This is a genomic window from Pseudidiomarina sp. CB1, assembly GCF_024752025.1.
Lineage (GTDB): Bacteria > Pseudomonadota > Gammaproteobacteria > Enterobacterales > Alteromonadaceae > Pseudidiomarina.
In genome coordinates this window covers 171,718-194,295 of the sequence record NZ_JANTPU010000002.1, presented here as the reverse complement: position 1 = coordinate 194,295, position 22,578 = coordinate 171,718, and the positions used below count along the sequence as shown (strand labels likewise).

25 protein-coding genes are annotated in these 22,578 nt (G+C 49.3%); 16 read left to right on the top strand and 9 right to left on the bottom strand.

The window, feature by feature from the left end; genetic code table 11:
- Positions 1-3 precede the first annotated feature (3 nt).
- Entirely contained in the window at positions 4-309 is a 306-nt protein-coding gene (locus NV375_RS10265) for a helix-turn-helix transcriptional regulator (RefSeq protein WP_258808140.1), read from the top strand.
- On the opposite strand, the gene NV375_RS10260 is transcribed toward NV375_RS10265, so the two are convergent.
- Positions 294-1,094: a class III extradiol ring-cleavage dioxygenase gene (locus NV375_RS10260; protein WP_258808139.1), complete on the bottom strand. Its 801-nt coding sequence runs from the start codon at positions 1,092-1,094 to the stop codon at positions 294-296. The genes NV375_RS10265 and NV375_RS10260 overlap by 16 nt on opposite strands.
- A gap of 15 nt (positions 1,095-1,109) precedes the next feature.
- Positions 1,110-1,562, bottom strand: coding sequence for a DoxX family protein (locus NV375_RS10255; RefSeq protein WP_258808138.1), 453 nt, complete (start codon positions 1,560-1,562; stop codon positions 1,110-1,112).
- Positions 1,563-1,674: 112 nt separating this feature from the next.
- Here NV375_RS10255 and NV375_RS10250 point away from each other — a divergent pair, with 112 nt between their 5' ends.
- Both NV375_RS10250 and NV375_RS10245 read left to right on the top strand, forming a co-directional pair.
- Positions 1,675-2,547: a LysR family transcriptional regulator gene (locus NV375_RS10250; protein ID WP_258808137.1), complete on the top strand. Its 873-nt coding sequence runs from the start codon at positions 1,675-1,677 to the stop codon at positions 2,545-2,547.
- 72 nt (positions 2,548-2,619) lie between these two features.
- A complete protein-coding gene (locus tag NV375_RS10245) occupies positions 2,620-2,850 on the top strand; it encodes a helix-turn-helix domain-containing protein (RefSeq protein WP_258808136.1) in 231 nt (76 codons plus the stop codon).
- Positions 2,851-2,898: 48 nt separating this feature from the next.
- On the opposite strand, the gene NV375_RS10240 is transcribed toward NV375_RS10245, so the two are convergent.
- Together NV375_RS10240 and NV375_RS10235 are read right to left on the bottom strand one after the other, a co-directional pair.
- The gene (locus tag NV375_RS10240) at positions 2,899-4,026 is read right to left on the bottom strand and encodes a DUF819 domain-containing protein (protein ID WP_258808135.1); all 1,128 of its coding nucleotides are present in this window, start codon (positions 4,024-4,026) and stop codon (positions 2,899-2,901) included.
- Positions 4,023-5,123 carry a mandelate racemase/muconate lactonizing enzyme family protein gene (locus tag NV375_RS10235; RefSeq protein WP_258808134.1) on the bottom strand — a complete coding sequence of 367 codons (1,101 nt, stop codon included), beginning with the start codon at positions 5,121-5,123 and terminating at the stop codon, positions 4,023-4,025. The genes NV375_RS10240 and NV375_RS10235 overlap by 4 nt, the downstream gene beginning before the upstream one ends.
- A gap of 166 nt (positions 5,124-5,289) precedes the next feature.
- On the opposite strand from NV375_RS10235, the gene NV375_RS10230 reads away from it, so the two are divergent.
- From NV375_RS10230 to NV375_RS10220, 3 genes are read left to right on the top strand one after another with little or no spacing between them, the layout of a single operon-like run.
- Positions 5,290-7,554 (top strand): TonB-dependent receptor, encoded by a 2,265-nt coding sequence (locus tag NV375_RS10230; RefSeq protein WP_258808133.1) that lies wholly within the window; start codon positions 5,290-5,292, stop codon positions 7,552-7,554.
- A gap of 22 nt (positions 7,555-7,576) precedes the next feature.
- On the top strand, positions 7,577-8,620 hold the full coding sequence (locus NV375_RS10225; RefSeq protein WP_258808132.1) for a DUF1611 domain-containing protein: 1,044 nt from the start codon (positions 7,577-7,579) through the stop codon (positions 8,618-8,620).
- A complete protein-coding gene (locus tag NV375_RS10220; RefSeq protein ID WP_258808131.1) occupies positions 8,613-9,746 on the top strand; it encodes a hypothetical protein in 1,134 nt (377 codons plus the stop codon). The genes NV375_RS10225 and NV375_RS10220 overlap by 8 nt, the downstream gene beginning before the upstream one ends.
- Here NV375_RS10220 and NV375_RS10215 read toward each other — a convergent pair.
- Positions 9,700-10,371: a GntR family transcriptional regulator gene (locus NV375_RS10215; protein WP_258808130.1), complete on the bottom strand. Its 672-nt coding sequence runs from the start codon at positions 10,369-10,371 to the stop codon at positions 9,700-9,702. The two genes, NV375_RS10220 and NV375_RS10215, sit on opposite strands and share 47 nt — an antisense overlap.
- 213 nt (positions 10,372-10,584) lie before the next feature.
- Here NV375_RS10215 and NV375_RS10210 point away from each other — a divergent pair, with 213 nt between their 5' ends.
- The gene (locus tag NV375_RS10210; protein ID WP_258808129.1) at positions 10,585-12,126 is read left to right on the top strand and encodes an amidohydrolase family protein; all 1,542 of its coding nucleotides are present in this window, start codon (positions 10,585-10,587) and stop codon (positions 12,124-12,126) included.
- A gap of 19 nt (positions 12,127-12,145) precedes the next feature.
- Positions 12,146-14,098 (top strand): serine hydrolase, encoded by a 1,953-nt coding sequence (locus tag NV375_RS10205; protein WP_258808128.1) that lies wholly within the window; start codon positions 12,146-12,148, stop codon positions 14,096-14,098.
- A gap of 71 nt (positions 14,099-14,169) precedes the next feature.
- Here the strand turns inward: NV375_RS10205 and NV375_RS10200 are convergent, their stop codons facing one another.
- The gene (locus NV375_RS10200; RefSeq protein WP_258808127.1) at positions 14,170-14,589 is read right to left on the bottom strand and encodes a nuclear transport factor 2 family protein; all 420 of its coding nucleotides are present in this window, start codon (positions 14,587-14,589) and stop codon (positions 14,170-14,172) included.
- Entirely contained in the window at positions 14,589-14,807 is a 219-nt protein-coding gene (locus NV375_RS10195; RefSeq protein ID WP_258808126.1) for a DUF1653 domain-containing protein, read from the bottom strand. The genes NV375_RS10200 and NV375_RS10195 overlap by 1 nt, the downstream gene beginning before the upstream one ends.
- A gap of 68 nt (positions 14,808-14,875) precedes the next feature.
- Between NV375_RS10195 and NV375_RS10190 the strand changes: the two genes are divergently transcribed.
- The 4 genes from NV375_RS10190 to NV375_RS10175 are packed head-to-tail and all read left to right on the top strand — an operon-like array spanning position 14,876 to position 15,806.
- Positions 14,876-15,136, top strand: a complete 261-nt coding sequence (locus NV375_RS10190; RefSeq protein ID WP_258808125.1) for a hypothetical protein — start codon at positions 14,876-14,878, stop codon at positions 15,134-15,136.
- 12 nt (positions 15,137-15,148) lie between these two features.
- Entirely contained in the window at positions 15,149-15,376 is a 228-nt protein-coding gene (locus NV375_RS10185) for a hypothetical protein (protein ID WP_258808124.1), read from the top strand.
- Positions 15,377-15,388: 12 nt separating this feature from the next.
- Positions 15,389-15,571, top strand: coding sequence for a hypothetical protein (locus NV375_RS10180; RefSeq protein ID WP_258808123.1), 183 nt, complete (start codon positions 15,389-15,391; stop codon positions 15,569-15,571).
- A gap of 1 nt (position 15,572) precedes the next feature.
- A complete protein-coding gene (locus tag NV375_RS10175) occupies positions 15,573-15,806 on the top strand; it encodes a hypothetical protein (RefSeq protein ID WP_258808122.1) in 234 nt (77 codons plus the stop codon).
- Positions 15,807-15,838: 32 nt separating this feature from the next.
- Here the strand turns inward: NV375_RS10175 and NV375_RS10170 are convergent, their stop codons facing one another.
- Positions 15,839-16,024: a hypothetical protein gene (locus tag NV375_RS10170; RefSeq protein WP_258808121.1), complete on the bottom strand. Its 186-nt coding sequence runs from the start codon at positions 16,022-16,024 to the stop codon at positions 15,839-15,841.
- 138 nt (positions 16,025-16,162) lie between these two features.
- Here NV375_RS10170 and NV375_RS10165 point away from each other — a divergent pair, with 138 nt between their 5' ends.
- From NV375_RS10165 to ppiC, 3 genes are all read left to right on the top strand, one after another.
- Entirely contained in the window at positions 16,163-16,597 is a 435-nt protein-coding gene (locus tag NV375_RS10165) for a hypothetical protein (RefSeq protein ID WP_258808120.1), read from the top strand.
- Positions 16,598-16,714: 117 nt separating this feature from the next.
- Positions 16,715-18,421 carry a methyltransferase domain-containing protein gene (locus NV375_RS10160; protein ID WP_258808119.1) on the top strand — a complete coding sequence of 569 codons (1,707 nt, stop codon included), beginning with the start codon at positions 16,715-16,717 and terminating at the stop codon, positions 18,419-18,421.
- A 21-nt stretch (positions 18,422-18,442) separates the two neighbouring features.
- On the top strand, positions 18,443-18,721 hold the full coding sequence (ppiC, locus tag NV375_RS10155; protein WP_258808118.1) for a peptidylprolyl isomerase PpiC: 279 nt from the start codon (positions 18,443-18,445) through the stop codon (positions 18,719-18,721).
- A gap of 76 nt (positions 18,722-18,797) precedes the next feature.
- Here ppiC and NV375_RS10150 read toward each other — a convergent pair whose 3' ends face one another.
- Positions 18,798-20,390, bottom strand: coding sequence for a DNA cytosine methyltransferase (locus NV375_RS10150; RefSeq protein ID WP_258808117.1), 1,593 nt, complete (start codon positions 20,388-20,390; stop codon positions 18,798-18,800).
- 606 nt (positions 20,391-20,996) lie between these two features.
- On the opposite strand from NV375_RS10150, the gene NV375_RS10145 reads away from it, so the two are divergent.
- On the top strand, positions 20,997-22,469 hold the full coding sequence (locus tag NV375_RS10145) for an MvaI/BcnI family restriction endonuclease (RefSeq protein ID WP_258808116.1): 1,473 nt from the start codon (positions 20,997-20,999) through the stop codon (positions 22,467-22,469).
- The last annotated feature ends 109 nt before the right edge of the window (positions 22,470-22,578 follow it).

Sequence of the window (22,578 nt, the reverse complement as noted above, 5' to 3'; positions counted from 1 at the left end):
ATCATGGTAATGAAACTCAAGGATTTAGAAACAGAAATGTCGCCGGACGTTTTATCTAAGGCCAATGCTCAAGCAAAGCAGATTATCGCCGAGATCAAACTCAAAGAATTACGAAAACAGCAAGGTGTCAGCCAAGCAGAGTTGGCTAGTGCGCTTGGCGTTGCGCAGGCTAATATTTCGCAAATCGAAGGCCGCACCGATGCTCGGATTAGCACGCTAAGTAGCTACGTTAAAGCACTGGGCGGTGAACTAGAGCTGCATGCACGCTTTCCTGATGGTGAACGCGTTCGACTTCACTTCGACCAGTAAAACAAGCCGGCGGTGCGGCCGAGGGTGCGCGCCATGCTGTAGAAGTCGGCAGCGCGGCCAGTGGCGCCGTAGCATACTAATAGCGGGAGCAAATGTTCTTCGCGCGGGTGGCAGAAACGTGCTTCGGGGGCTTGTTCCCAATCAATTAATCGTTGCATGCGCTCTGCTTCATCAAGGTTGGTGCGTGTGAGCGTGTCTTTGAGCCAATTTTCGAAGGCTAAATTGCGCTTTTCGATGTCCGGGTTTTGCGGTGTGAAAAAAGCCTTCATATTGTGAAACGAAAAGCCCGAGCCCAAGATCAACAAACCTTCATGGTCTATCGCTGCCAAAGCTCTGCCCAAGGCAATGTGCTGCTGCGGTTCCAAGTTGTGTAACAACGACACTTGGATAACGGGGATATCGGCGTCAGGATACATGAGTTTTAATGGCACAAAGACACCGTGATCGAGGCTGCGCTGGTTATCTGCGGTAGCACGAATATCATGCTCTGCCAAAGTTTCTAGTACATGCTGCGCTAAAGCGGGGTGACCTTTCGCGGGGTATTGAATTTCGTAAGACTTTGACGGAAAGCCATAATAATCGTAAAGCAAGCCCGGGCTTTCCGCGGTTGTGACCGTCGGCGTTTCGGCCTCCCAATGTGCGCTGACAACCAGAATAGCCTTTGGCTTTTCAAGTTGCGTGCTGATGCCCTGCAGTTGCGCCACCAGCTCTTCATGCCCCGCGTCGCCAAGCAGGGGCAAAGGGCCCCCGCCGTGCGACACAAACAAGACTTGATGTTGTGCCATGATCTTCACCTTCGCTTATTTAGCGTTAAGTTTCGCGGCAATGACGTTATCAAGCGCAAGACGACCGCCGCCCAATGCGGTCAACGCAGCTGTTGCAGCTAATAAGCTTAGCGCAAACTCATAGCCGTTGTTGGCCATGAACAAACCATTACTAGCATGTACGCTGAAAATCGCGGCCACCATGGTGAACGCTGAAACCAAGGCTGCTGGACGTGTCAGTAAACCAAGAATCAACGCAAGACCACCGAAGAACTCAGCTGCGCCAGCCAGCAATGCCATTAAGAAGCCTGGCGCCAAACCAATACTTGCCATCCACTGTCCGGTGCCTTCGAGCCCATAACCGCCAAACCAGCCGAACAGCTTTTGTGCGCCATGCGCAGTGAGGATGATGCCAACAGGTACGCGTAAGAAAAAAGCGCCGATACCCGCGTTTGAATTGAGTAGTGTGTGTAATTTTGCAGTGTTCATAAATTGCCTCCATTAAGTTGATGGTGGTACTCTACTCCTCTTTAATTGGTGGATTAATGGCGTAATTCGTGCTTTATTATCTACAATATGTGGTTAATAAAAGAGATAAGACATGGATAGACTGCAAGCAATGCGCATTTTCGTGACCGTCGTCAATGAAGGCTCTTTTGTACAGGCCGCTGAAAAGCTGAATGTTTCACCACAGTTGATAAGCAAATCTTTGGGTCAGCTTGAAGACCATTTAGGTGTACGCTTATTGAACCGCACCACGCGGCGCCAGCATTTAACCGAAGCAGGTAGTACTTATTTTGCGCGAGCGCAGCAAATTCTGGCCGACATTGATGACATGGAACTACAACTCTCGGGCTTGCAGCAAAGTGCGCGCGGCGTATTGCGCATCAGCGCCCCAGTGTCCTTTGCCATTCGGCATTTAGCACCGCTCGTATTTGCATTTCAGCAGGCTTATCCAGAAGTGGTGGTCGACTTGCAATTAAACGATCGCAAGGTCGATATTATTGAAGAAGGTTTTGATATTGCGCTGCGGATTGGCAAGTTAGAGTCGTCTTCATTGATTGCCAAGCGCTTGGCTCCGGTGCGGTTGGTGTATTGTGCAGCGCCGGATTATTTGGCTCAGGAGGGAGTACCGGTGGATTTAGCTGCGCTGCGTGAACACCGCTATTTGCACTATAGCTATATGGACGAATCGTTTGTTCCTTCCGCCGCACAGGTGATGCGTAGCAACAACGGCGACGTACTGGTCGCCGCAGCCTGCGAAGGCGCTGGAATTGCGCTGCAGCCCACGTTTATCGCCTGCGAAGCCCTACGCAGCGGCGACCTGCAAACTATATTGACGGCCTACGAGCCTGAGCCCATCGCGCTGTACGCCATCTTCGCCCACCGCCAGTTGCTGGCCAGCAAAGTCCGCGCTTTCCTTGATTTTATTGATGGCTATTTTGGCGATCCTCCGTATTGGGACAGCTACTAAAGAGAAAGCGGCACTCCCCTTGCTATTTATATCTTTTAATGTATATTTTATATATAGAAAAGGATATAAACGATGCGATTGAACGATTCGAAGGATATAGCTGAAGCGGTGCGGAAGGCGCGCAAGGCCTTGCGGTGGTCGCAAAGCGAACTTGCGGGTAAGGTTGGCACGACGCAGGCGGTGATCTCGCGATTTGAGAGCAGCGGTGAAGCGCGTATCGACACGCTTCTTAAAATTACTGAGGCGCTCGACCTACAACTTTTAATGCTACAGAAGCGAGAAAGCCCGCTTTGGGATGACTAGTCCGCAGCGATTTACTCGTCGTCTGTACGCGCCAGAACCTCCTTGCTTTTAGCGTAGCAGGTTGGTGAGGGTGATGCCGATGAAAGTGGCGACGGCGTAGCCCAGCACGCCAACCAGCATGCCAGGAGTGACCAAGTGCCGCCAGCCCTTACTTGCCGCCAAGGCGGCTGCGGCAGCGGGGCCAAGAATACATGCGCTCGACGCGATCATCATTTCCGCTAAGGTGAAGCGAAAACGAGCTCCTAGCCAAACCAGTAAGACAATATGCACCAAGACCAGCACTACCAGAAATATCACAATAGGTATAGCGGCGCCCACCATGCTGCTGAGGTCTGCCCCCAAACCAATGGTCGCAAAGAACACATACATAAAGATAGTTCCGAGCGGGTAATCGTACTCAATTCCTTTCTTTACCCGTTCCGGTGCTAGGTTGGCGATCAATAAAGAGAGTACGGTTATCGCTATGATGAACATTCCCTCAATTGGTAGCCAAGCAGCAATGAATAGGCCCAGCGCACATACTAAGGCTGATAACAGCAGCGCAAACACAATCCCACCTTCGCTTGGTGCCCTAGGCTCGGCTGTTTCGCTGGCGGCAGAGTGGTCTTCCTTTGCTAAGTCGGGTGCGGGGAAGCGGCGGGCGGCAAAGTCTATGGCGGGTAAGGCCATCAGCAGCGTGAGGAAGAAGATCGCACCGAGCGCGTCAGAGGTTAAGGCTGCGGTGTACAGTGATGAGTCTGCAAGGCCAACGGCTTGGGCGGTAGCGACGAAGTTAGCGCTGCCACCAATGTAACTGGCAGTTAGCACGCCAGCCAGCGAAGCTTCGAGGCTGCCCATATCGACCAGCGCCACCCCGACCAACGCGCCAGTCACGGTAAACAAAGTTGCCAACGCAAACGCAAACACCATGCGCCGACTTTCTCGAAAAACCATGCGCAAATCTGCGCTAAACAACAGCAGCGGAATCGCCAAGGGCACCATTATGCCTTGCACGACACCATAAACAGGAGCCGACGACGGCAAAATACCTAAATTGCCGACCACAAAACTCAATAACAGAATAAGCAAAGGCGCCGACATTGCGGCGCCCCACTTGGTTTTCTCGCTTACATAACCAATCCAGACCATTAGCAGCAAACAAGCCAGCAAGGCGAAGCTGTTGTCGGCGCTAATCATAACGTCACCTCAAACACATCGCTCAAGGCACTCAACTCGAACGCCGCCCCTAAGCCTATAGTGCCGACCACCGAGATGTGCCCACCGTCACCATAGCGTAACCCGCCAACCACTGGGTCTTCGCAAAAATGCAGCGCCGAATCCAGATCAATAAAATGGATAGTTGGCCGCGCCATGGCCAAGTGTGCCGCCGCAGTCAAACCCAAACGGCTCTCGCCAAAGCAGCCAATCATACAGCGCACGCCAGCCGCCTCAGCTACCGAATTGATCTTCAATGCGGTATTCAAACCGCCTGATTTCACCAGCTTAATATTCAAGTAGTCCACCGCATCGGCCCGCAGCAAACGCCACGCATCATGATGATTAAACACACTCTCATCAGCACATAGCGGCAATACCCCACGCGCTCGTAAACGCGCAAAGCTATCCACATCCCACACTGGAAAAGGCTGCTCCAAATATTCAACACCCAGTTCCGCCAAAGCCGGCAACATGCGCAAGGCCTGTGGATAATCCCAGCCTTGATTGCAATCAATGCGTAACGCGATATCGGGGCCAACCGCTGCCCGCACGGCCGACAAATGCTCCAAATCCAAAGTGCCTGACCGGCCGGTCTTCAGCTTTATTGTGTCAAAACCCGCATCAACCAAATCCAATGCCATCGCCACAGTCGCTTCAACACTCTCTTGGTTGCCAATCGTGTGATCGGTGCGAAGGGAACGTGCGCTCCCCCCTAAGTATGCATATAAAGGTAGACCCGCAGCCTGCGCGGCCAAATCGTACAAGGCCATATCAAAAGCGCACAACACACTCGAGCGGGAGCAATAACGCCGCAACAACGCTAAACAGGATTCCACCGCCACCGACGACTGCCCCAGCAACAACGGTGCCATTTCAACACCCATCGCATAAGTACTGGCCTGAGAATCGTAAGTAATCGCCGCCATAGGACTGGTTTCACCCCAACCAACCAAACCGCAAGACGTCTCAATACAAACGACAACATTACGCGCAGCGGAGATCTCTCCTATCGGCGTTTTAATGGCCTGATGCATCTCTACATCGAGCTTTGAAACCTTAACAGCGCTTATTTTCATTTTTATACCTGCTCAAAAAGTGATTTAATGACTATAAATCCGTCTTAATTAAAAATAAAGCTGTACAATAAGAAATGCGTTGATTATTGTTTAACCAATACACTAAGAGGACGTCCTTAAGCGTCTCCGCTCAAACATCAGAACAACAGGTGAAAGAAGGCTTGCTATGAACAGTAAAATCAACTACTTAACCCGCAGCATCCGCATTCTTGTCTATGGTATGTCAGTGGTTTCCATAAGCGCTATGGCGCAACAGCAAGGCGAAACAAACGAACAAGAAGAAAGCGCAAACAGTGACGTCGAAATTATCGAAGTCACCTCGTCACGACGCGTACAGACCATCCAAGACGTACCCGCATCTGTTTACGCCGCCGACCCCGACGACTTCATTCAAAAAGGCATGACCTCACTCGCCGACGTCGTCGAAACAGCGCCAGGCTTTAGCTTTCAAAGCTTCACAGGCCAACAGGGGCGCGGCTCAATTGCGGCGCGCGGTGTCAGCCAACAAAACGATACGGCGGTGACCGCCATCTATGTGGATGACGTCCCCCTTACCAGTAACTCCGGCTTTGCCGCAGGCGGACGCCTGTACTTTGACGGCCTGCTTGGTGACGTTCAACGTGTCGAATTAATCAAAGGCCCGCAAGGAACACTTTTCGGTGCGACCGCAATGGCCGGCGCCGTACGTTATATCAGCAACGAACCTGAGCTGTTCGAAGGCCGCGGCAAATTCACCGCCGACCTTTCGCAAACCAAAGACGGCGACATGAACCAGCTGTACCGCGGCTTCTACAGTTTCCCTATTGTTGAAGGTAAAGTCGGCTTAACCGTCGCGGCCTTCACCATGGATCACGGCGGCTACGTTGACCAAGTGAGCGCCGCAGACGGTGCGATCATTAGAGAAAATGCCAATGAGTCAGAAGCGGAAGGCTTCTCAGGCGACCTCTACTTCAACGCCAGCGACCGCCTCGACATCCGCATTAAAGCCATGCAACAAGAATCGTCTTTTGGTATGAGCTCAGCCGTGCGCATCGCCTCGCTCGACAAAGACGAAGCTTACGGTGAACTGAAGTCTGATGGCTCTTTCGGCTACGATGAACTGAAGCACACATTGGTTTCGGCTAGCGCCAGCTATGAATTCGATAGCGCCGTGCTCGACTTCACCAGTAGTAAAGCGAAGTACGAAAGCTTCAATGCCCTTGACGTCGCCTACCTTTATGGCCCGATCATCGAAATGATCGGCGGCTTTGATCCAGGTAGCGTGACCGAAGCACCGCTTACCCGAGACGTTGAATCGGATAAAACCGTACACGAACTACGCCTTACCTCAACTACCGAGGGCGAATGGGAGTGGATTGCTGGCTTGTTCTACACCGAAGAAACCACCAACAATGCGCAACGCTTAACCGGTGAGCCGCAAGGCTTCTTAGCACTCGACGCGCGCTTCCCGAGTGACTACACAGAATTGGCCGCCTTCGGTAACGCCACGTATTACTTCACCCCAGATTTCGATATTACTGCAGGCATGCGGGTGTCGAATACCGAACAGACACTCTTATGGCAAACTGAAGGTCCACTTGCCGGTGGCGAAACCATGGACGTAATGCCAACCGCAGATGAAACCGTAGAAACCTACTTGTTCGCTGCGCGTTATCGTCCGTCAAAAGCTACCTCGCTCTATGCGCGGATTGCGAGCGGCTACCGCCCGGCATCATCGAACCTCTCGGTCGCTGACCCATTTACTGGCGAAACCCTGTCACAACCGATCATTGAACAAGATGATTTGTGGAGTTATGAAATTGGTATTAAAGGTAGCGCACTCGAAGACCGCTTAACCTATGAATCATCGCTCTACACCATCGACTGGGAGAACTTCCAAGCCACAGCTACCTTCTACGGCGTCACTACCGGCGCGAACGCCAAAGGCGGTATCACCGTAAATGGCTGGGAAGGCAGCTTTGATTTCCAAGCCAATCGCAACTTTGGCTTCCGCGGCAGCGCCGCCTTCGCCGACAGTACCTTGAACGAAGACGAGCCAGGCTTATTCGGCGATAAAGGCGCACAGGTCGTGCGCGTTCCTGAATGGACCTACAACGCTGCAGCTTACTATGACTACCAACTCAACAGCAGCACTGCCGGTTGGGTAACGTTAAGCGCACGTTATAAAGACGAAATGAGTACTTCGTACGACAACGGAGATCCAGCGGATACCTCGGTGAACCTGAAGAGTGACGCGTATACCACGGTCAACTTCACTACAGGGTTACAGTGGGATAATTGGCAAGCGTCGTTCTATATCAATAACTTATTTGATGAGAAAGCTTATACCTACTTCAACGCTGCTGGTGTGCCCGGCACCGACGTTGTTGACGTCACCGGTATTCCGCTCGAACCACGTAAAGTAGGCGTGTCGATCAGCTACGCCTTTTAAGCGCACCATAGGTAGGTAGCCAATGAGTACAATTCAGATCAAGTCCCCGTATGTCATCTTTTTAGGTGACATACAGGACAAAACGTTGGCGAAAACGGGAGCAGGGCTAGCAAAGTGGTGTGCGCAAGACGTACTAGGCCAGATTCGGCTAAGCGACTGCAAGGTCGATCTCAACTTAGCCGACCTTACCCTCGAGCAAGCACTCTCAATGGGCGCAAAGAGCCTTGTGATTGGCGTTGCCCCTGTCGGCGGCAGTATTCAGGCAAGCTGGCTGCCGACTTTTGTCAAAGCACTCGAAAACGGTATGGATATCATCAATGGCTTACACACCAATTTAGCCACCATTCCCGACTTGTTGAAGGCGCAGTCGCGGGGAGAGGGACGCGTGATTAATGTACGCCAGGTGACCACCGAAATGCCCATCGCTACCGGTCGCAAGCGTCAAGGCCTACGGTTACTCACGGTAGGCACCGACTGTGCCGTCGGCAAAAAATACACCGCGCTCGAACTCACCCATGCTCTCAACGCGAAAGGTATCAATGCGACCTTTCGTGCCACCGGACAGACGGGCATCATGATCGCTGGCGAAGGCTTACCCATCGATAGCGTCGTGAGTGACTTTGTTAGCGGTGCCGCTGAGCTCATTTCCCCCGATAATACACCCGAGCATTGGGACATTATCGAAGGTCAAGGATCGCTGTTTAATCCCTCGTTTTCAGCAGTCAGCATGGGACTGTTGCACGGCTCACAACCTGACGCAATTGTGGTTTGTCACGACGTTGCCCGCGAACGCGTGAGCACCTGCCCCGACTATCCATTGCCAGAACTTAAAGATTGCATCGATTTACACCTGCAATGCGCCAAGATCGTCAATCCGCACGTGCGTTGCATCGGAGTTAGCGTGAATACCTCGTCGCTGGATCCGAGCAAACGGCGCGCTTACTTGGACAATTTACAAGCTGAACTAGGGCTCCCCTGTGTTGACCCACTGGTTGATGGATGCGACGCTTTCGTGTCGGTACTCCAAGAACAGTTTCAGCAACCCGTAGGGCAGATCCATGCTTAGTGAACAACGCTGGTTTCAGTGGTTTCGTATTTATCTAGTACCGGGACTTATTTTCCAGTCCGTCATTGTTGGTGGTGGCTACGGCACTGGCCGTGAAATTGCCGAGTTCTTTCTTGTTCACGGCGCTGCTGGCGGACTCGTGGGTATGCTTATCTCATGCTTGGTGTGGGGTATCGTGCTCGCCATTGCCTTTGAATTTGCCCGCCTTACCCAAAGTTACAACTACCGTACCTTCTTCCAAGCATTGCTCGGACGATTTGGGTGGTTGTTTGAAGTCATCTATCTGTTGATCGCCCTACTGGTTTTGGCCGTCATTGGTTCCGCTGCGGGCGAAATCGTCGAACAGTTGTTGGGGATGCCTGCTGACGTCGGTGTGCTGATCTTAATGGTCTGCGTGGGTGCCCTTGCCTTCTTTGGGAGTCGGTGGATCGAAAGGTTCTTTGTCGGCTGGTCAGCGCTATTGTATCTGACCTACATCGTGCTCTTTACCTTCACTTTCAGTAACTACGGCAACGACATCATGCAGCGCATCGCCGCAACAGAGATCAGCGGTAGTTGGGGGGTCGACGGCGTGCGTTATGCAGCTTATAACCTCAACGCGCTCGCCGCCGTGCTGTTTGTGGTGCCACGCTTTCGCCGCTCACGCCACGCCTTAGGTGCGGGCGCATGCGCTGGCGTCATTGCCATCATTCCCGGCATCTTTGTGTTCGTTACCTTGTTGGCGGGCTACCCCAACACGCTCACCGCCGCAGTACCCATTATCGATGTGCTAGCGACACTGAACTTACTATGGTTGTTTGTGACTTTTCAGGTGATGTTGTTCGGTACCTTCATCGAAACAGGTACCGGCGTGATTCATGCGGTTAATGAACGGGTGGCCAATAGCTTTAGCGGTCGCAACAAGGCTTTTCCGCAGTATTATCGGGCAATGATTGCCATTGGCTTTGTGTTCGTCGCGACCTACCTTGCCAATGCGGTTGGCATTATTGATCTTATCGCCAGTGGCTACGGCATGCTGTCGTACGCTTATATTGCCGTGGTGATTGTGCCGTTATTAACGCTCGGCCTCGGCGCAGTGATTAAACAATCAAGTCCTGCGTATAAAACTGTTTATTCTGAAAAATAGCGTTCAGTACCCGTTCTTCGGTTTGCGCAATCATATCTGTGATGCAGGTTTGAATGCGCTTGCTGTCATCACTGCGCACCACGTCAATAATAATATTTTGCTGATCGCTGGAATAAGGATACGACTGCTTCGTCTTAACATAGAGCCAGTAAATACGCATGGCGGTGTCTTCCAACTGACGAATCCAGTCGACCATCAATGGATAGCCCACCGGTTCACACAGCGCAAGGTTCAGCTCTTTGTTGGTCTTTAACAGCTCGAGGGCAGCGGCATCGTCGGTGGACTGCATCAATTCGGCAATGCGGTCATTCAGCGCCACTATGCGACCAAAGTCGACTTTTGCACCAGCAAGCGAGATAACCTCAGGCAACAGCATACGCCGCAACATAAAGTTCTGGCGAATTTCTAATAAGGTTAGAGGCGCAACTTGCGTCACCCGTGGCGACAGCGTGACTAAAAAGTGCTGTGCGACCAAGCGCTCCATCATATTGCGGGCAATCGCGCGGCTAATACCGAACGTCTCACTCAGAATGTTCTCAGAAACCTTCTGACTGGGCGGCAGCGATTGCGTGACAATGGCGTCCATAATCATGCCATAGGGATCTGAAGTGTCGTGCTTGCTCATAAGGGGTCTGCTTCCTTCAATAAGGCGCTTAAGCGGCCATAATGAAGCTCATTTTAGTACAACTGAGGCCCATAATATACCCGCATTTTCCTAAATAGAGCAGCCATTATTTATTAAAACACGCTTTATAACAGTTTTATTTAATATTAAGGCTGTACAAATAGTGGTAGGTATGGTTAATTAATCAACAATAGCAACAAAGGAAAAAACACAATGTGGCAACCGATCAAGCACCTAAGTGTGCTTGCCCTGCTGTGCTTGGGGCTTACAAATCCAAGCTGGGCCACACATGAATATGACCTAGTCCTCACCGGCGGGCGAGTTATTGATCCCGAAAGCGGACTCGATGCAGTCCGCAACGTCGCGATTCGTGACGGTAAGATTGTCGCCATCAGCGAACAAGCCATGCATGGCAAACGCCAAATTGATGTTGCTGGACTCGTAGTCAGTCCTGGCTTTATTGATATGCACGCCCATGGGCAGACCTTGCTCGCCAATCGTGTACAAGCATTTGATGGCGTCACCACTGCACTAGAACTCGAATCTGGCGCTTTCCCGATTGACGAGTACTACCGTATTCGTGCCGAAGAAGGCCGCCCCATTAACTATGGCGCATCCGTCAATTGGCTCACCGCACGCATTGCCGCATTATTAGAGCTTGAGCCCTCAAGTCGCGCAGATTGGTTTACCGAAGCATTGAATCGTGACGGCTGGCAAGACACCATCGCCACCCCAGAGCAGTTGGACAAGATTGAACAGTTGGTTGCTGAAGGCCTTGATCAAGGCGGCCTTGGCGTTGGCTTTTTAACCGGTTATGCCCCCGGTTCGGGCCATAAAGAGTACTATCGCATCAACCAACTTGCCGCCGAACGTGGGGTGCCCTCCTTTACCCATGCACGCTTTTTGTCGATGGCAGAGCCCCAAAGCTCATTTGAAGCCATTCAAGAAATCATCGCTGTGGCCGCGGGCACCGGTGTGCATGCGCACATCGTGCACCTTAACTCCATTAGCTTGAAAGACATCGAACTGATTCGGCCAATGATTTTGCGCTCGCAACAGCAAGGCGTGAAACTATCAACCGAAGCCTACCCTTACGGCGCCGGAGCAACGTCCATTGGCGCTGCCATGTTCCGTGGTGAAGGTTGGCGTGAACGTATTGGTGGCATCAGCGCCAACAACTTCGCCGTCGATGGCAAACGTTTAAGTGAAGAAGAGTTTGCACAGTTACAAGCCGAAGCGCCGCAAACCGATATTATTATCCACTTTCTTGATGCCTCGAAGCCAGACGAACAAGCTCTCATCGATCAAGCGATTTTAATGCCTGAAGGGGTGATTGCTTCTGACGGCGGTGATTGGTTACTCGACAACAAACCGGTCGCTGGCGACACCTGGCCATTACCCGACAAAGCTTGGTCACACCCTCGCAGTGCTGGGACCTACGCTCGCTTTGTTAGCAACTACGTGAGCGAGCGCGAAGTGCTTTCGCTCAGCGAGGCCATCGCCAAAGTCAGCTATTACCCCGCAAAGATTTTACAACAAGCGATTCCGCAAATGCGTCACAAAGGCCGCCTGCAAGTAGGTGCCGACGCCGACATTGTGGTGTTTTCGCTTCCTGAATTTAACGACGCAGCAACCTTCGCAAAGCCAGCGCAGCTTTCGCAAGGGTTAAAACACTCTATCGTAAACGGACAGTTTGTGATCGAGGACGGCAAACTAGATACCTCTGCCCTCCCTGGTCAGGCCGTGCGCAACTAATAACAATAAGGAGAACATTATGCAGGTTAGTCACACCAACTGTGGCAATGCATTTAGCTCTATGCTCTGTGGCCTTGCGCTACTGATCACTGGGGCGAGTGCGCCACTTTATGCCCAAGAGGCACAAGAACTACAAGAGGCACCAAGTGCCCCAGAGATGAAACAAGACTCATTGCCGGGTCTGGCGCCCTACATTGAAGGCACTATCGAAGCACAAATGGCCCTTGAAGACATTCAAGCCGTCACCGTATCGGTAGTCAAAGACGGCGAAGTGGTCTACGCCAACGGCTTCGGTATGCAGGACATCGAAGAAGGCATCGCAGTCAATCCGGAGACCTCCCTGTTCCGGATTGGCTCGACATCTAAACTCTTCACTTGGCTTTCAGTCATGCAGCAAGTCGAACGCGGTAACCTCGACTTAGATACTGACGTGAACGAGTATCTGGACTTCGAAATTCCTGCGACCTACGAAGAACCGATTACTTTACGTCATATTTTGTCGCACACAGCTGGCTTTGAAGACGGTGGCTTAGGTTACTTAATCCATTCATACCCAGACAAAGGCCCTGAACTTGCCGTAGCTATGGAAAAATACATTCCTGCGCGGGTGAATCCACCGGGTGAAGTCTCGTCTTACTCGAACTATGCCACCGCACTCGCTGGACTGATTGTCCAAAACGTGACCGGTGTGCCGTTCAATCAGTACGTTAAAGAGAACCTGTTTGATCCACTGGGCATGCAGTATGCCAGCTTCGACGAACCATTATCCGATGAGTTAGAGCCTTACATGACCCGTGGCTACAAACGCGAACTTGGCGTCTGGAAAGAGCAACCGTTCGAGATGATCAACGCCTTTGGTCCAGCCGGCGCAGTGTCTGCTAGTGCTTTAGCCATGGCGAAGTTCATGCAAGCCAACTTGAACAACGGTGAACTTAACGGCAACCGTATTCTGTCGGCCGAAATGATGGAACTTGCGCATTCCAAACTGTTCAGCTCCGATCCACGGGTGAACGGTATGGCTTATGGTTTTTACGAGAAAACTTACAATGGCTTCCGCGTGGTCGGCCATGGTGGTGATACCATGCAGTTCCACACCGACATGGCTGTTGATAAAGAAAATAACCTCGGTATTTTCGTTTCGTACATGACCACTGTCAGTAACAAAGCGCGTAACAACTTTGTCGGCCAGATCTACGATCACTTTTTCCCTGACGACGTAGACCCCATTGAACCGCCATCGGACTTTGCCGAACGCGCAGGCAAGTATGCTGGCTCATGGACCTTCTGGCGTCGCAACGTGAGCACCATCGAGAAGATGTTCGGCCTCTTGAGTGGCGGCATTGACGTGATTCCAACCGAAAACAACACCTTACTCGTGACTGGTCCGTATGCCCCACGTCAGTTTGTTGAGGTAGGCGAGAACTTGTTCCGCCAAGTCGACGGCCACGACCGCATTGTCTTTAGCAGCCGTTCGGGCGACGGCATCGACACCTTCTACTTTGAAAGCCTGCCATTCATGGGTATGCAACGCACGCCAACCTTTGAGTCAGGCCTATTCAAATACCTAGTGCCAGGAATTGCGCTGTTGCTCTTCTTGCATGCGATTGTGAGCTGGTTCTACAAACGCAAAGACTACAAGCAACGCCCAGCAGCCAGTAAGTCGCTAACTTACAGCTCGCTGTTCATGAGCATTGCACACTTCGCCTTTGTCGTACTCCTGACAGTGGTGCTTATCGGCTTTGCGGATAGCTTGTATCGCGGCGTTCCTTTCTTACTGAAAGCAGCGCTGGTCTTGCCATTACTGTCCATTCCGTTGACCTTATGGGCATTATTCCGCTACGTGAAGCGCTTTGGCGAAGAAACCTTCACCGTCGGTCGTCGCATCTACTACGGCCTGCTCGTACTCGCCGGCGTATTTATGTGCTACTTCTACTACTACTGGAACATGCTTGGCTGGAACTACTACAGCTAAGCGTTAAAGTAGGCGTTTATGAAAGCTCTCGGACGAAAGTTCGAGAGCTTTTTTTATGGAACGCATCAGCGTTATTCACTAGCAAAGTAATAAACGCGTGCGATACGTTGATCGGAAAATTCATACACGGCAATACTCGACTGCGAGCGGCGTTCATCACCAGCGAGCCAGGATGCTTCTTCAATCACGGACACACGTGAACCCAGCACCTGCACATCAACGAGCTTGCTCCGACAAGACGAACATGACGCGAAGTAGCTATCCATCGCCTTAACCAAAGCTTCTCGGCCAGCGGTTTCCACCGACACCATAGCGCCATTGACCGTCAACCATTGCACGTCGTCGGTCACCATACGTGCCATCGCTTCTGAGTCTTGAGCATTGAACGCCTCTATGTATTTCTCCACCATCACAGCGCGATCGACTTCGGTTGCTTGTGCAGAAAAGAGCCCGATCAAGAACAACACAGTCAACATCATAAAGTAACGCATCACGCATCCCTCACATAGTGGAACCGAGGTACTTGTTCACCGTCGACGTTCACGGACTCCACAAACATTGTTAGCGGCCTCACCCACAGCTTACGCTCACCATATAAAGGCCGATACAGCACCAACTCTTCTTCCGTTTCAGAGTGGCGAACGGTATCGAGCACTTCATATTCCGGGCCTTTGTAGTGTTGATAAATTCCTTGCTTCACATTCGTCATTTATTTACTCGTTTCTTATTTATTCCGCTTGGGTTTGACAATTCGTCAACAATTCTAAAGACTGGTTAATGATTAAACAATCCAAGAGAAAGCTTATGAAAATAACAACAATTATTGCGGCTCTACTCTGGGCTTTAACTACCTTCATCACTGGCTACTCGGTGTATTTATACCGCCATAGTCCTGATTCTGAGATTGAAGCTAGCTTACTACAAACGTTTTATAGCGTTATCAATATCGCTGTGCCGCTGGCTTTTGCCGTTTTCTTTTTCACGCTTTTTGTTCGGCAGTTAAAAAAAGGCGCTACCACAACAACTCAAAATAATTAAAAAGGTTTCGTTATGCTTTACGTTATTCTTTGGCTCATCTTATGTGTTCTTGTAGGCGCATTCGCGTCATCACGTGGTCGTTCGTTTATTGGCTACGCACTGCTCTCCGTGATTATCTCACCACTCATTTCGTTTATTATCGTTGCCGTTTTGGGGCAAGTCGACAAACCTGCGCCCGCATCAACCGATACTTCGAGCGCGCCGCAAACGAAAAAAGACGATAGTGGTCTCGATCTCTAACCAAGGAGCAGAATGATGAAAACGCTTCTGTACGTTATCGCAGGGATCATGGCCATTGATGCCCTCACTTACCTAGTGAATATGACGCTGTATTTCAGCAGCTACTCGATTCGCTTTAACAGTCTCGAATTCATTGCAAGTGCATCGTTTGCTGTATTCTTTGCCATGCTTGCGCAACGCCAAAAAGGAGCATGATATGAGACCCTTTATTTATCTTTTAATCATTGGCTGCGCAATTAATGCACTGAATGCGATCTGGATCATGAGTGATGTTGTGGTTGCATTCGAATTTATTCCTGGTTGGGATGATTTTTATTATCCAGAAACAAAGCGCGTCACAGTTAATTTTTATCGCGCACTAGCCGAAACGTTAGCGTCGGTGGCGACCGGTATTTTTGGCGTTGTGTTGTTGAAGCGCAGCCGGTCTTAGTCACCCGCTCATTAAATTAAATCAGGATAAACTTACTCTTTATCGCCGCTCAAAAATCTAGGGAATTCATGACTCAACATCGTGATCGCTATCAACAGCCAACGTTTTTCTTTCGCTTGGCCCTGTTGATTACTGTTGTCGTATTTAGTGGGTTTATCCTTAACTGGCTCATAAACCCCAACCAGCTCGAACGAGTCACCGTATGGATAGGAGTACATGGTGCATTCAGTGCAGCTTGGTACTTGTTATTACTGAATCAGTCATACTTGGTTAGAGTCCGTCAATTCTCGAGGCATAGACTTTGGGGAAAGCTAAGCGTCATACTCGTTATAGCTATTTTGCTTACCGGAGTAATAATGACGCTGGATCTCTATGAGCGTTTGGTTAACTTCGGCGTATTTAATCCTGAGGACGCCAATGCAAGAGTTCGAGCAGGTGCGTTAATAGGAAGCACTTTCTTACAATGGACCCTATTCGCATGTCTCTACATATTAGGTTTGTTTAACATAAAATCTCCCGCACATCATAAGCGATTTATGCTGACCGCTGCCGTCCAATTAATGCCAGAGGGCCTAAACCGCTTGATTCACGTATTAGCGTTGCCGGGCTACATGATGTTAGTCATCATAGCCTGCGTTTATGCATCGATCGTCATATATGACTTGAAAACTACCAGCCGGATTCAGTCAAGCACGATGATTTCAATAGCGCTATTTACGCTTCTCGCAACTTCAATTTACACCGTTTTCCAAACTCAAGTATGGGGCGACTGGGTAGTCAATATGCTATAAACGCTTCGCTTGGCATTCAGAATGCCCTGACTGAGAGATGCCATTGTACAAAAAAGCCATTATAGTGGGACTTATTCATACAAATTAATACGTCGATTACGGAGCCGCTGTCACGGGATGGACGACAACATTACCTACTACAGCCGCAATGCGGAACAACTTGCCGAGCAGTACGACAGCCTTGAATTTGAACAGGTGCATCGTGACTGGCTTGAGCTGATTCCGAGCGAAGGCATGGCTCTTGATGTGGGCGCAGGCTCAGGCCGCGATGCGCGCTTCTTGGCCTGTAACGGTTTCAATGTGGTTGCGGTAGAGCCGGCAGCTCAACTCCGCGAACACGCACAAAAGTATGATGCGTACACGCCAAGTTCATGCAATCCCATCCATTGGCTCGACGACAGCCTGCCCGAGCTCAGCCAGGTCCACAAACTACAAACCAAATTCGACCTGATCCTGCTCAGCGCTGTGTGGATGCACATCCCACCCTCGGCGCGGCAACGCAGCTTCCGCAAGCTCAGTTCGCTACTCAAACCCAACGGCAAAATGGTCGTCTCGCTGCGCCATGGCGCCAGCCCCGATGAACGCACCATGCACCCGGTATCCGCCGACGAGCTTGCGCAGCTCGCGCAGCAACAAGGGCTGACCTTTCGGTTGCTAGAAAAACGCGAAGATGAACTAAAGCGCCAAGACGTCGCATGGCAAACCGTTCTGCTTACGCTTCCTGATGACGGCACGGGTGCATTTCCGCTCATTCGCAATATTGTCATCAACGACAACAAGTCATCGACCTACAAAGTAGCGCTACTTCGAACACTGCTACGCATAGCAGAAGGACACCCCGGCGCAGTACTCGAACAAACCGAAGAAACAGTCGCCCTGCCGATGGGACTGGTTGCGCTGTATTGGCTCAAACTCTACAAACCTTTAATCGATACCCTCGGGATTCAACAAAGCAGCAGCAATAAGGGCCTTGGTTTTGTGAAGCCTGAAGGTTGGCAAACGCTCACTAACCGTACCACCAACGATTTTTACATTGGCGCTTGTTATTTTGACCCGATCGAAGCGCAGAACGTGCACCGCACCCTTAAAGATATTGCGTCCACCATTCGAAATATGCCCGCCAAATACATCACCTTGCCGGGCACTCAAACCGAAGTCTTCCACGTCGAGCTAGAGCGGACCCAAAAACCCAAAGGCGCGTTGGTGCTGGACTACGAGTTTTTGAAATCGTTAGGTACCTTTTACGTCCCGCGTAGTATTTGGGACGCGTTGGCACGTTTCAGTGTGTGGATTGAGCCTGCGTTGGTGAACGAATGGAGTAACTTGATGGCAAGCTACGCCCTAAACCAGCAACGCGCACTGTCACGGGTCGACTATTTAAATGCGCTGGCGTGGGAAAATCCCGAACGCACCACGAGCCGCGTGCGCAAACGCGTGGAACAGTTGTTGAATGAAGATCACGTGCAATGTTGTTGGTCTGGCTCTGACATTCGGCCGCGCAATTACGCCGTCGACCACGCCTTCCCGTTCGCGCGCTGGCCAAACAACGATCTGTGGAATCTGTTGCCGACAAAAACCGCCATTAACGCAGCGAAATCGGATAAACTACCGACCACACAAACCCTGTTGCAATCACGCGACTTGATCGTTCAATGGTGGCGCCAAGGCTGGGAGAATCACCGCGAAGAGTTCTTCACCCAAGCCAATTTCGCACTACCAAACTTGTCACCGCAAAACGAAAGCTACGATGACGTTTTCGAAGCGCTGACCTTACAGCGCGATCGTATTAAGCACTTGCAGCAGCTCGAAGATTGGCAGCGATAACACCTTTGGGAGACGTTTAGCATGGCCCGCGCCCACGCCCTACACATTTTAGTTAAAACCCAGGCCGAAGCCGTTGAGCTTAAAAAACAGCTCGCCGCTGGCAAAAAATTCGGCGACCTCGCCCGCAAGCATTCCCTCTGCCCATCAGGCAAAAAGGGCGGCGACTTAGGCGAATTCCGCCGCGGCCAAATGGTGCCCGCCTTCGACAAAGTCGTCTTCGGCAAGCCCACGCTGGAAGTGCATGGGCCGGTGAAAACTAAGTTTGGGTGGCATTTGATTAAAATTTTGAGTCGAGGTTAGTTCTCACTCTTTAGCTCATACTAATCGTGACAATCAATTCGAAATGAAATATGGCATTTATTTAGCCAAACAACTTCTACGCCAAAATTTCTTGATGCTCAAAGCCGAGAACTTGGCTACAGACAATACCCAATCGATAAGCTAGCAGCGGGGGAACCGCATTGCCTACTTGGGTGTATTGTGGTACCTCAAAACGCCTCATTTTCCCCCCAGTGGTTACTTTTGAACGGAACACAAACCCGTCAGGAAAAGACTGGATTCGTGCCATTTCCCGAACACTAAACACCCTTAGTTCGTTCTCGTCGTAGTGACAACCATCATCCGGAATAGATAACGCTGCTGGTGCTGGTTGATCAGGGTTAAGAGCTTTCTGAGTCTGTTTTTTAGTCGGATGTCGCAAAAGATACTGTTCCAATTCACTTTTTTTATGAAAATGCGACAACTCACCAGTCTCAAGCTTGAATTTGAAAGAGCGCAAATGTCTCCAAGCATCATCACTCAATGAAGAACAATCTCCCTTCAGTAACCCCATTACACCCTTTGTGACTGTAGACTCGTTAAGTTGTTGTAATATTTGATATATTCTAAATCGCCTCTGCACCGTAGGTGAGTTTGATCGCTTCTCATGATTAAAAATGTGGGTACCTTCTGGGGTGCCAAAAAGGGTATTCAAGTCTTTAACGTACTCACTTTGTAAACTAGGTCGATTTACTTTCAGATCATCGATCGCATCTCTGACTGTAACTTCTTTGCTATTCTGTAAATGACATAAGAAGCTTGAGTTGATTAACTCACGATCTTGAGGTTTCGAGGAGTCAAAATACCTAAGGTCTCCATATTCAGGCTCTTCACCATTAATATGGATCTTCTCAAAAAAACTCATCGAAGAACGTAAAAGAACTTGATTTGCATGCGACTTATTCTTAATCATCCATTTTTTCAGAAAGTCTTCGCGGAATGCCATTAGAATGAACCGAGGTCGGTTCTGAGGTACTCCTGCAAACCTTGCATTAATATGTAAACAAAGAGGGACATAGCCGATTTGTGCAAAAGCTTTCGCCACTTCAAACCACGCGTAATACTTTTTGCCATCGCCATCACGAAATGCTCTTAATATTCCAGTGACATTTTCGAGCATTGCCATTTTTGGCTGTATCTTAGAAACGAATTTTGCGAACTCCCAAGGCAAGGTATTCTTCTCACAATCTTTTCTGCGCAAACCCGCCATACTAAAGCTCTGACAAGGGGGGCCTCCTGAAATTAAATCCACTCCCTCACCATCATTCGAACCACGAATCGACTTTATTAAACTTGATTCCTCCTCTAAGAGCTTATTCAACTCTACAATACTACCGATCATTAACTTGCCGCTAAGGCTTTGGTTTAGGCCTCTCAAATCGGAATATCCAACGGCCTTAACACTTGGGAATTCAAAAGGATTCTCTCTTAATCTTCTTCGCAAATCAGGATAAGAGCTATTAAGCCAAAGTGTTCTAGATGGCATCTGAGATTGCTGAGCCAATTGGCTCAGGTCCTCATTCAATATGTTATATGCATATGACTCACCCGCCATAGGGGAAAGCTCATTCGCAAAAATTAGTTCAAAACCAGCTCGTTCCAACCCAAGTGACAAACCGCCGCATCCGGCAAAAAGTTCAATATAGTTCACAGTTATGCTCCCCCGACCACGGTTCGGTATTATTAAGCTAATTCTAGCGATTCTACATGAGATTTTCCAGGTAAATCCCTCTCCTTGTCTGCAAAAAGCTGAAATCGTTCATAACTGGACGGTTAAGCCTTTGATACTTATAGAGTAAGGGTAACATCGCACTATAATTGAAGATAAATTCTTGACCCACAAATCTGTGCAGCTGTGTTCTAACGCTGATATACCTATCGTGCGCAAGGCTCTCTTTTAATGAGCCCTCTGTACGCTCCGCCGAGCTTTATAGTTGCGTATATACTTAGAGTACGATATTTTCTTTTCTGGATTGAATAGAGAATCCACTCTTCTTAAGAAAAGATCCCTTCTGATCATCTCTGTAGATACACCAAGCAAACAGTATGCTCGGTAGATTTGCAGTGAGCACATTCACGATCTACAAAATTAACGCTTGGTACATCTACTCAGCATGTTCTGGGCGGATTTTAGTACTGTGTTTTGTTCCTGACATGCATAACTTGGTTCAATGGGAAACCTGTCAATAGACAAAGTGCCTCCGCATCCCCTAAGTAAATCAAACCTACACAGTGCATTATAATTCCGAGTATCATCATGAAGTCATTTAAAGATCTACCTTCCATTTCTCGTATCAAACAACGCGCAAAGCTATTAAAAAAAAGTGAAAAAATTAGTCACTCAGCTGCCTATCAAAAACTCAGCGAACAATACGGATTTTCTTCATGGCAAGAGTTTCGAAAAGCTCTTTTAAAATCCGAAAGTGCTAGACCAAACATACCCCAGCCATCAATTAAATTTGTATCAGACGAAGATGTAGAAATGTCGGATAAAGATTACGAAGTACTAGAACGAGAGCGAACGTCTGACATTCCAATCCAAGAGCGGGAGCTTGTAGCAGAGAATAAAAAAGAGCTCACAAAGCTAGGAATTGAATTTTCCACCTTCGAACCAACTTTAACAGGACTCAAGAAATCAATTCTTGATGCTACTCAGGTTGTAAGAACGCTTTTTGAGTTGAAAGGTTTCCATTCATATGATGAGCAAGGTCAAGGTCTAGATCACAAAGTTAAGAGGCATGCATTTCTTTTGTCGGACAAAAGATCAATAAAATCATCTGTAAGCCTCTACAGACCTATGACCAAAAAAGGTGATCCGAGAATGTGGTTCTCCAAGCTTCCGCAATATTGTGAAGCTGGAGATCAGATAGCCATTATTGTATTCAAAGACTCACTCTACCTACTCAATTTGAGTAAAGTTAGGCTATCAGTTTCTCTATCATCAAAATCTTCTGCGATAACTATTTTTCTTAACGCACTTCGCGAATTTGAATCGTCCGTCGCTGAAGAGTTATTAAGTAAGCTTCGACTGTTAGCGTTGGAGCCGATGCCCGCACTCAGAGGTGGAAGCACCGGTGTCGGTTACACCATCGAGTCGAGGTTGGGAATCGCTGCAAATAGTAGCAAGGATCCTGACTATAAAGGAATAGAGATCAAATCAGGTAGAGGAGGAAAAAACCGGACAACGTTATTCGCTCAGGTCCCAAACTGGGAACTTAGCCCATGTAAAAAAAGCGCTGAAATTCTTAATCGGTACGGTTATGAAAGAGACGATGACTTTAAACTTTACTGCACTGTTAGTACCCAACGTGAAAATACTCAAGGTCTTTCCTTCATTTACGATGAAACCAAAGATCAACTACAAGAGTGGTATACTAAATCGGAACTTGTGGCGGTGTGGTCTGGAAAACTGCTTCGCCAGCGACTGAAAGAAAAACACTCGGAAACATTTTGGATTCACGCAGAAAGTGAGTTTATAAATGGCGTCGAACATTTTCAACTCATCAGTGTGACTCACACTAAAGCGCCAATTCTAAGTCAACTTCTTCCCTTAATTGAGAACGGATTAGTAACAATGGACCACTTAATAAAAAGAAGTGGTAAAACTAACCGAGTATCAGAAAAAGGGCCGTTATTCAAAATAAACAAGACTGATTTGAACTTACTCTTTCCCGAGCCTATTACGTATATACTGAATACTTCGGACGAGAAAACCACACCAGAATCTTAATTTTTGGCGATTCATCAATTGTGCAGAGCAGTAACTAAGAGCTTCTGGTTGACAAGACACGACCAGAAGTTCTTGGAGCAAAGTTGTTTTTACGAAACCTATAACCAAT

Excerpts from the sequence above, each read along its gene's own strand:
- NV375_RS10265 (WP_258808140.1), top strand. The coding sequence starts at position 4 with ATGGTAATGAAACTCAAGGATTTAGAAACAGAAATGTCGCCGGACGTT.
- NV375_RS10260 (WP_258808139.1), bottom strand. The coding sequence starts at position 1,094 with ATGGCACAACATCAAGTCTTGTTTGTGTCGCACGGCGGGGGCCCTTTG.
- NV375_RS10255 (WP_258808138.1), bottom strand. The coding sequence starts at position 1,562 with ATGAACACTGCAAAATTACACACACTACTCAATTCAAACGCGGGTATC.
- NV375_RS10250 (WP_258808137.1), top strand. The coding sequence starts at position 1,675 with ATGGATAGACTGCAAGCAATGCGCATTTTCGTGACCGTCGTCAATGAA.
- NV375_RS10245 (WP_258808136.1), top strand. The coding sequence starts at position 2,620 with ATGCGATTGAACGATTCGAAGGATATAGCTGAAGCGGTGCGGAAGGCG.
- NV375_RS10240 (WP_258808135.1), bottom strand. The coding sequence starts at position 4,026 with ATGATTAGCGCCGACAACAGCTTCGCCTTGCTGGCTTGTTTGCTGCTA.
- NV375_RS10235 (WP_258808134.1), bottom strand. The coding sequence starts at position 5,123 with ATGAAAATAAGCGCTGTTAAGGTTTCAAAGCTCGATGTAGAGATGCAT.
- NV375_RS10230 (WP_258808133.1), top strand. The coding sequence starts at position 5,290 with ATGAACAGTAAAATCAACTACTTAACCCGCAGCATCCGCATTCTTGTC.
- NV375_RS10225 (WP_258808132.1), top strand. The coding sequence starts at position 7,577 with ATGAGTACAATTCAGATCAAGTCCCCGTATGTCATCTTTTTAGGTGAC.
- NV375_RS10220 (WP_258808131.1), top strand. The coding sequence starts at position 8,613 with ATGCTTAGTGAACAACGCTGGTTTCAGTGGTTTCGTATTTATCTAGTA.
- NV375_RS10215 (WP_258808130.1), bottom strand. The coding sequence starts at position 10,371 with ATGAGCAAGCACGACACTTCAGATCCCTATGGCATGATTATGGACGCC.
- NV375_RS10210 (WP_258808129.1), top strand. The coding sequence starts at position 10,585 with ATGTGGCAACCGATCAAGCACCTAAGTGTGCTTGCCCTGCTGTGCTTG.
- NV375_RS10205 (WP_258808128.1), top strand. The coding sequence starts at position 12,146 with ATGCAGGTTAGTCACACCAACTGTGGCAATGCATTTAGCTCTATGCTC.
- NV375_RS10200 (WP_258808127.1), bottom strand. The coding sequence starts at position 14,589 with ATGCGTTACTTTATGATGTTGACTGTGTTGTTCTTGATCGGGCTCTTT.
- NV375_RS10195 (WP_258808126.1), bottom strand. The coding sequence starts at position 14,807 with ATGACGAATGTGAAGCAAGGAATTTATCAACACTACAAAGGCCCGGAA.
- NV375_RS10190 (WP_258808125.1), top strand. The coding sequence starts at position 14,876 with ATGATTAAACAATCCAAGAGAAAGCTTATGAAAATAACAACAATTATT.
- NV375_RS10185 (WP_258808124.1), top strand. The coding sequence starts at position 15,149 with ATGCTTTACGTTATTCTTTGGCTCATCTTATGTGTTCTTGTAGGCGCA.
- NV375_RS10180 (WP_258808123.1), top strand. The coding sequence starts at position 15,389 with ATGATGAAAACGCTTCTGTACGTTATCGCAGGGATCATGGCCATTGAT.
- NV375_RS10175 (WP_258808122.1), top strand. The coding sequence starts at position 15,573 with ATGAGACCCTTTATTTATCTTTTAATCATTGGCTGCGCAATTAATGCA.
- NV375_RS10170 (WP_258808121.1), bottom strand. The coding sequence starts at position 16,024 with ATGTACTCCTATCCATACGGTGACTCGTTCGAGCTGGTTGGGGTTTAT.
- NV375_RS10165 (WP_258808120.1), top strand. The coding sequence starts at position 16,163 with ATGACGCTGGATCTCTATGAGCGTTTGGTTAACTTCGGCGTATTTAAT.
- NV375_RS10160 (WP_258808119.1), top strand. The coding sequence starts at position 16,715 with ATGGACGACAACATTACCTACTACAGCCGCAATGCGGAACAACTTGCC.
- ppiC (WP_258808118.1), top strand. The coding sequence starts at position 18,443 with ATGGCCCGCGCCCACGCCCTACACATTTTAGTTAAAACCCAGGCCGAA.
- NV375_RS10145 (WP_258808116.1), top strand. The coding sequence starts at position 20,997 with ATGAAGTCATTTAAAGATCTACCTTCCATTTCTCGTATCAAACAACGC.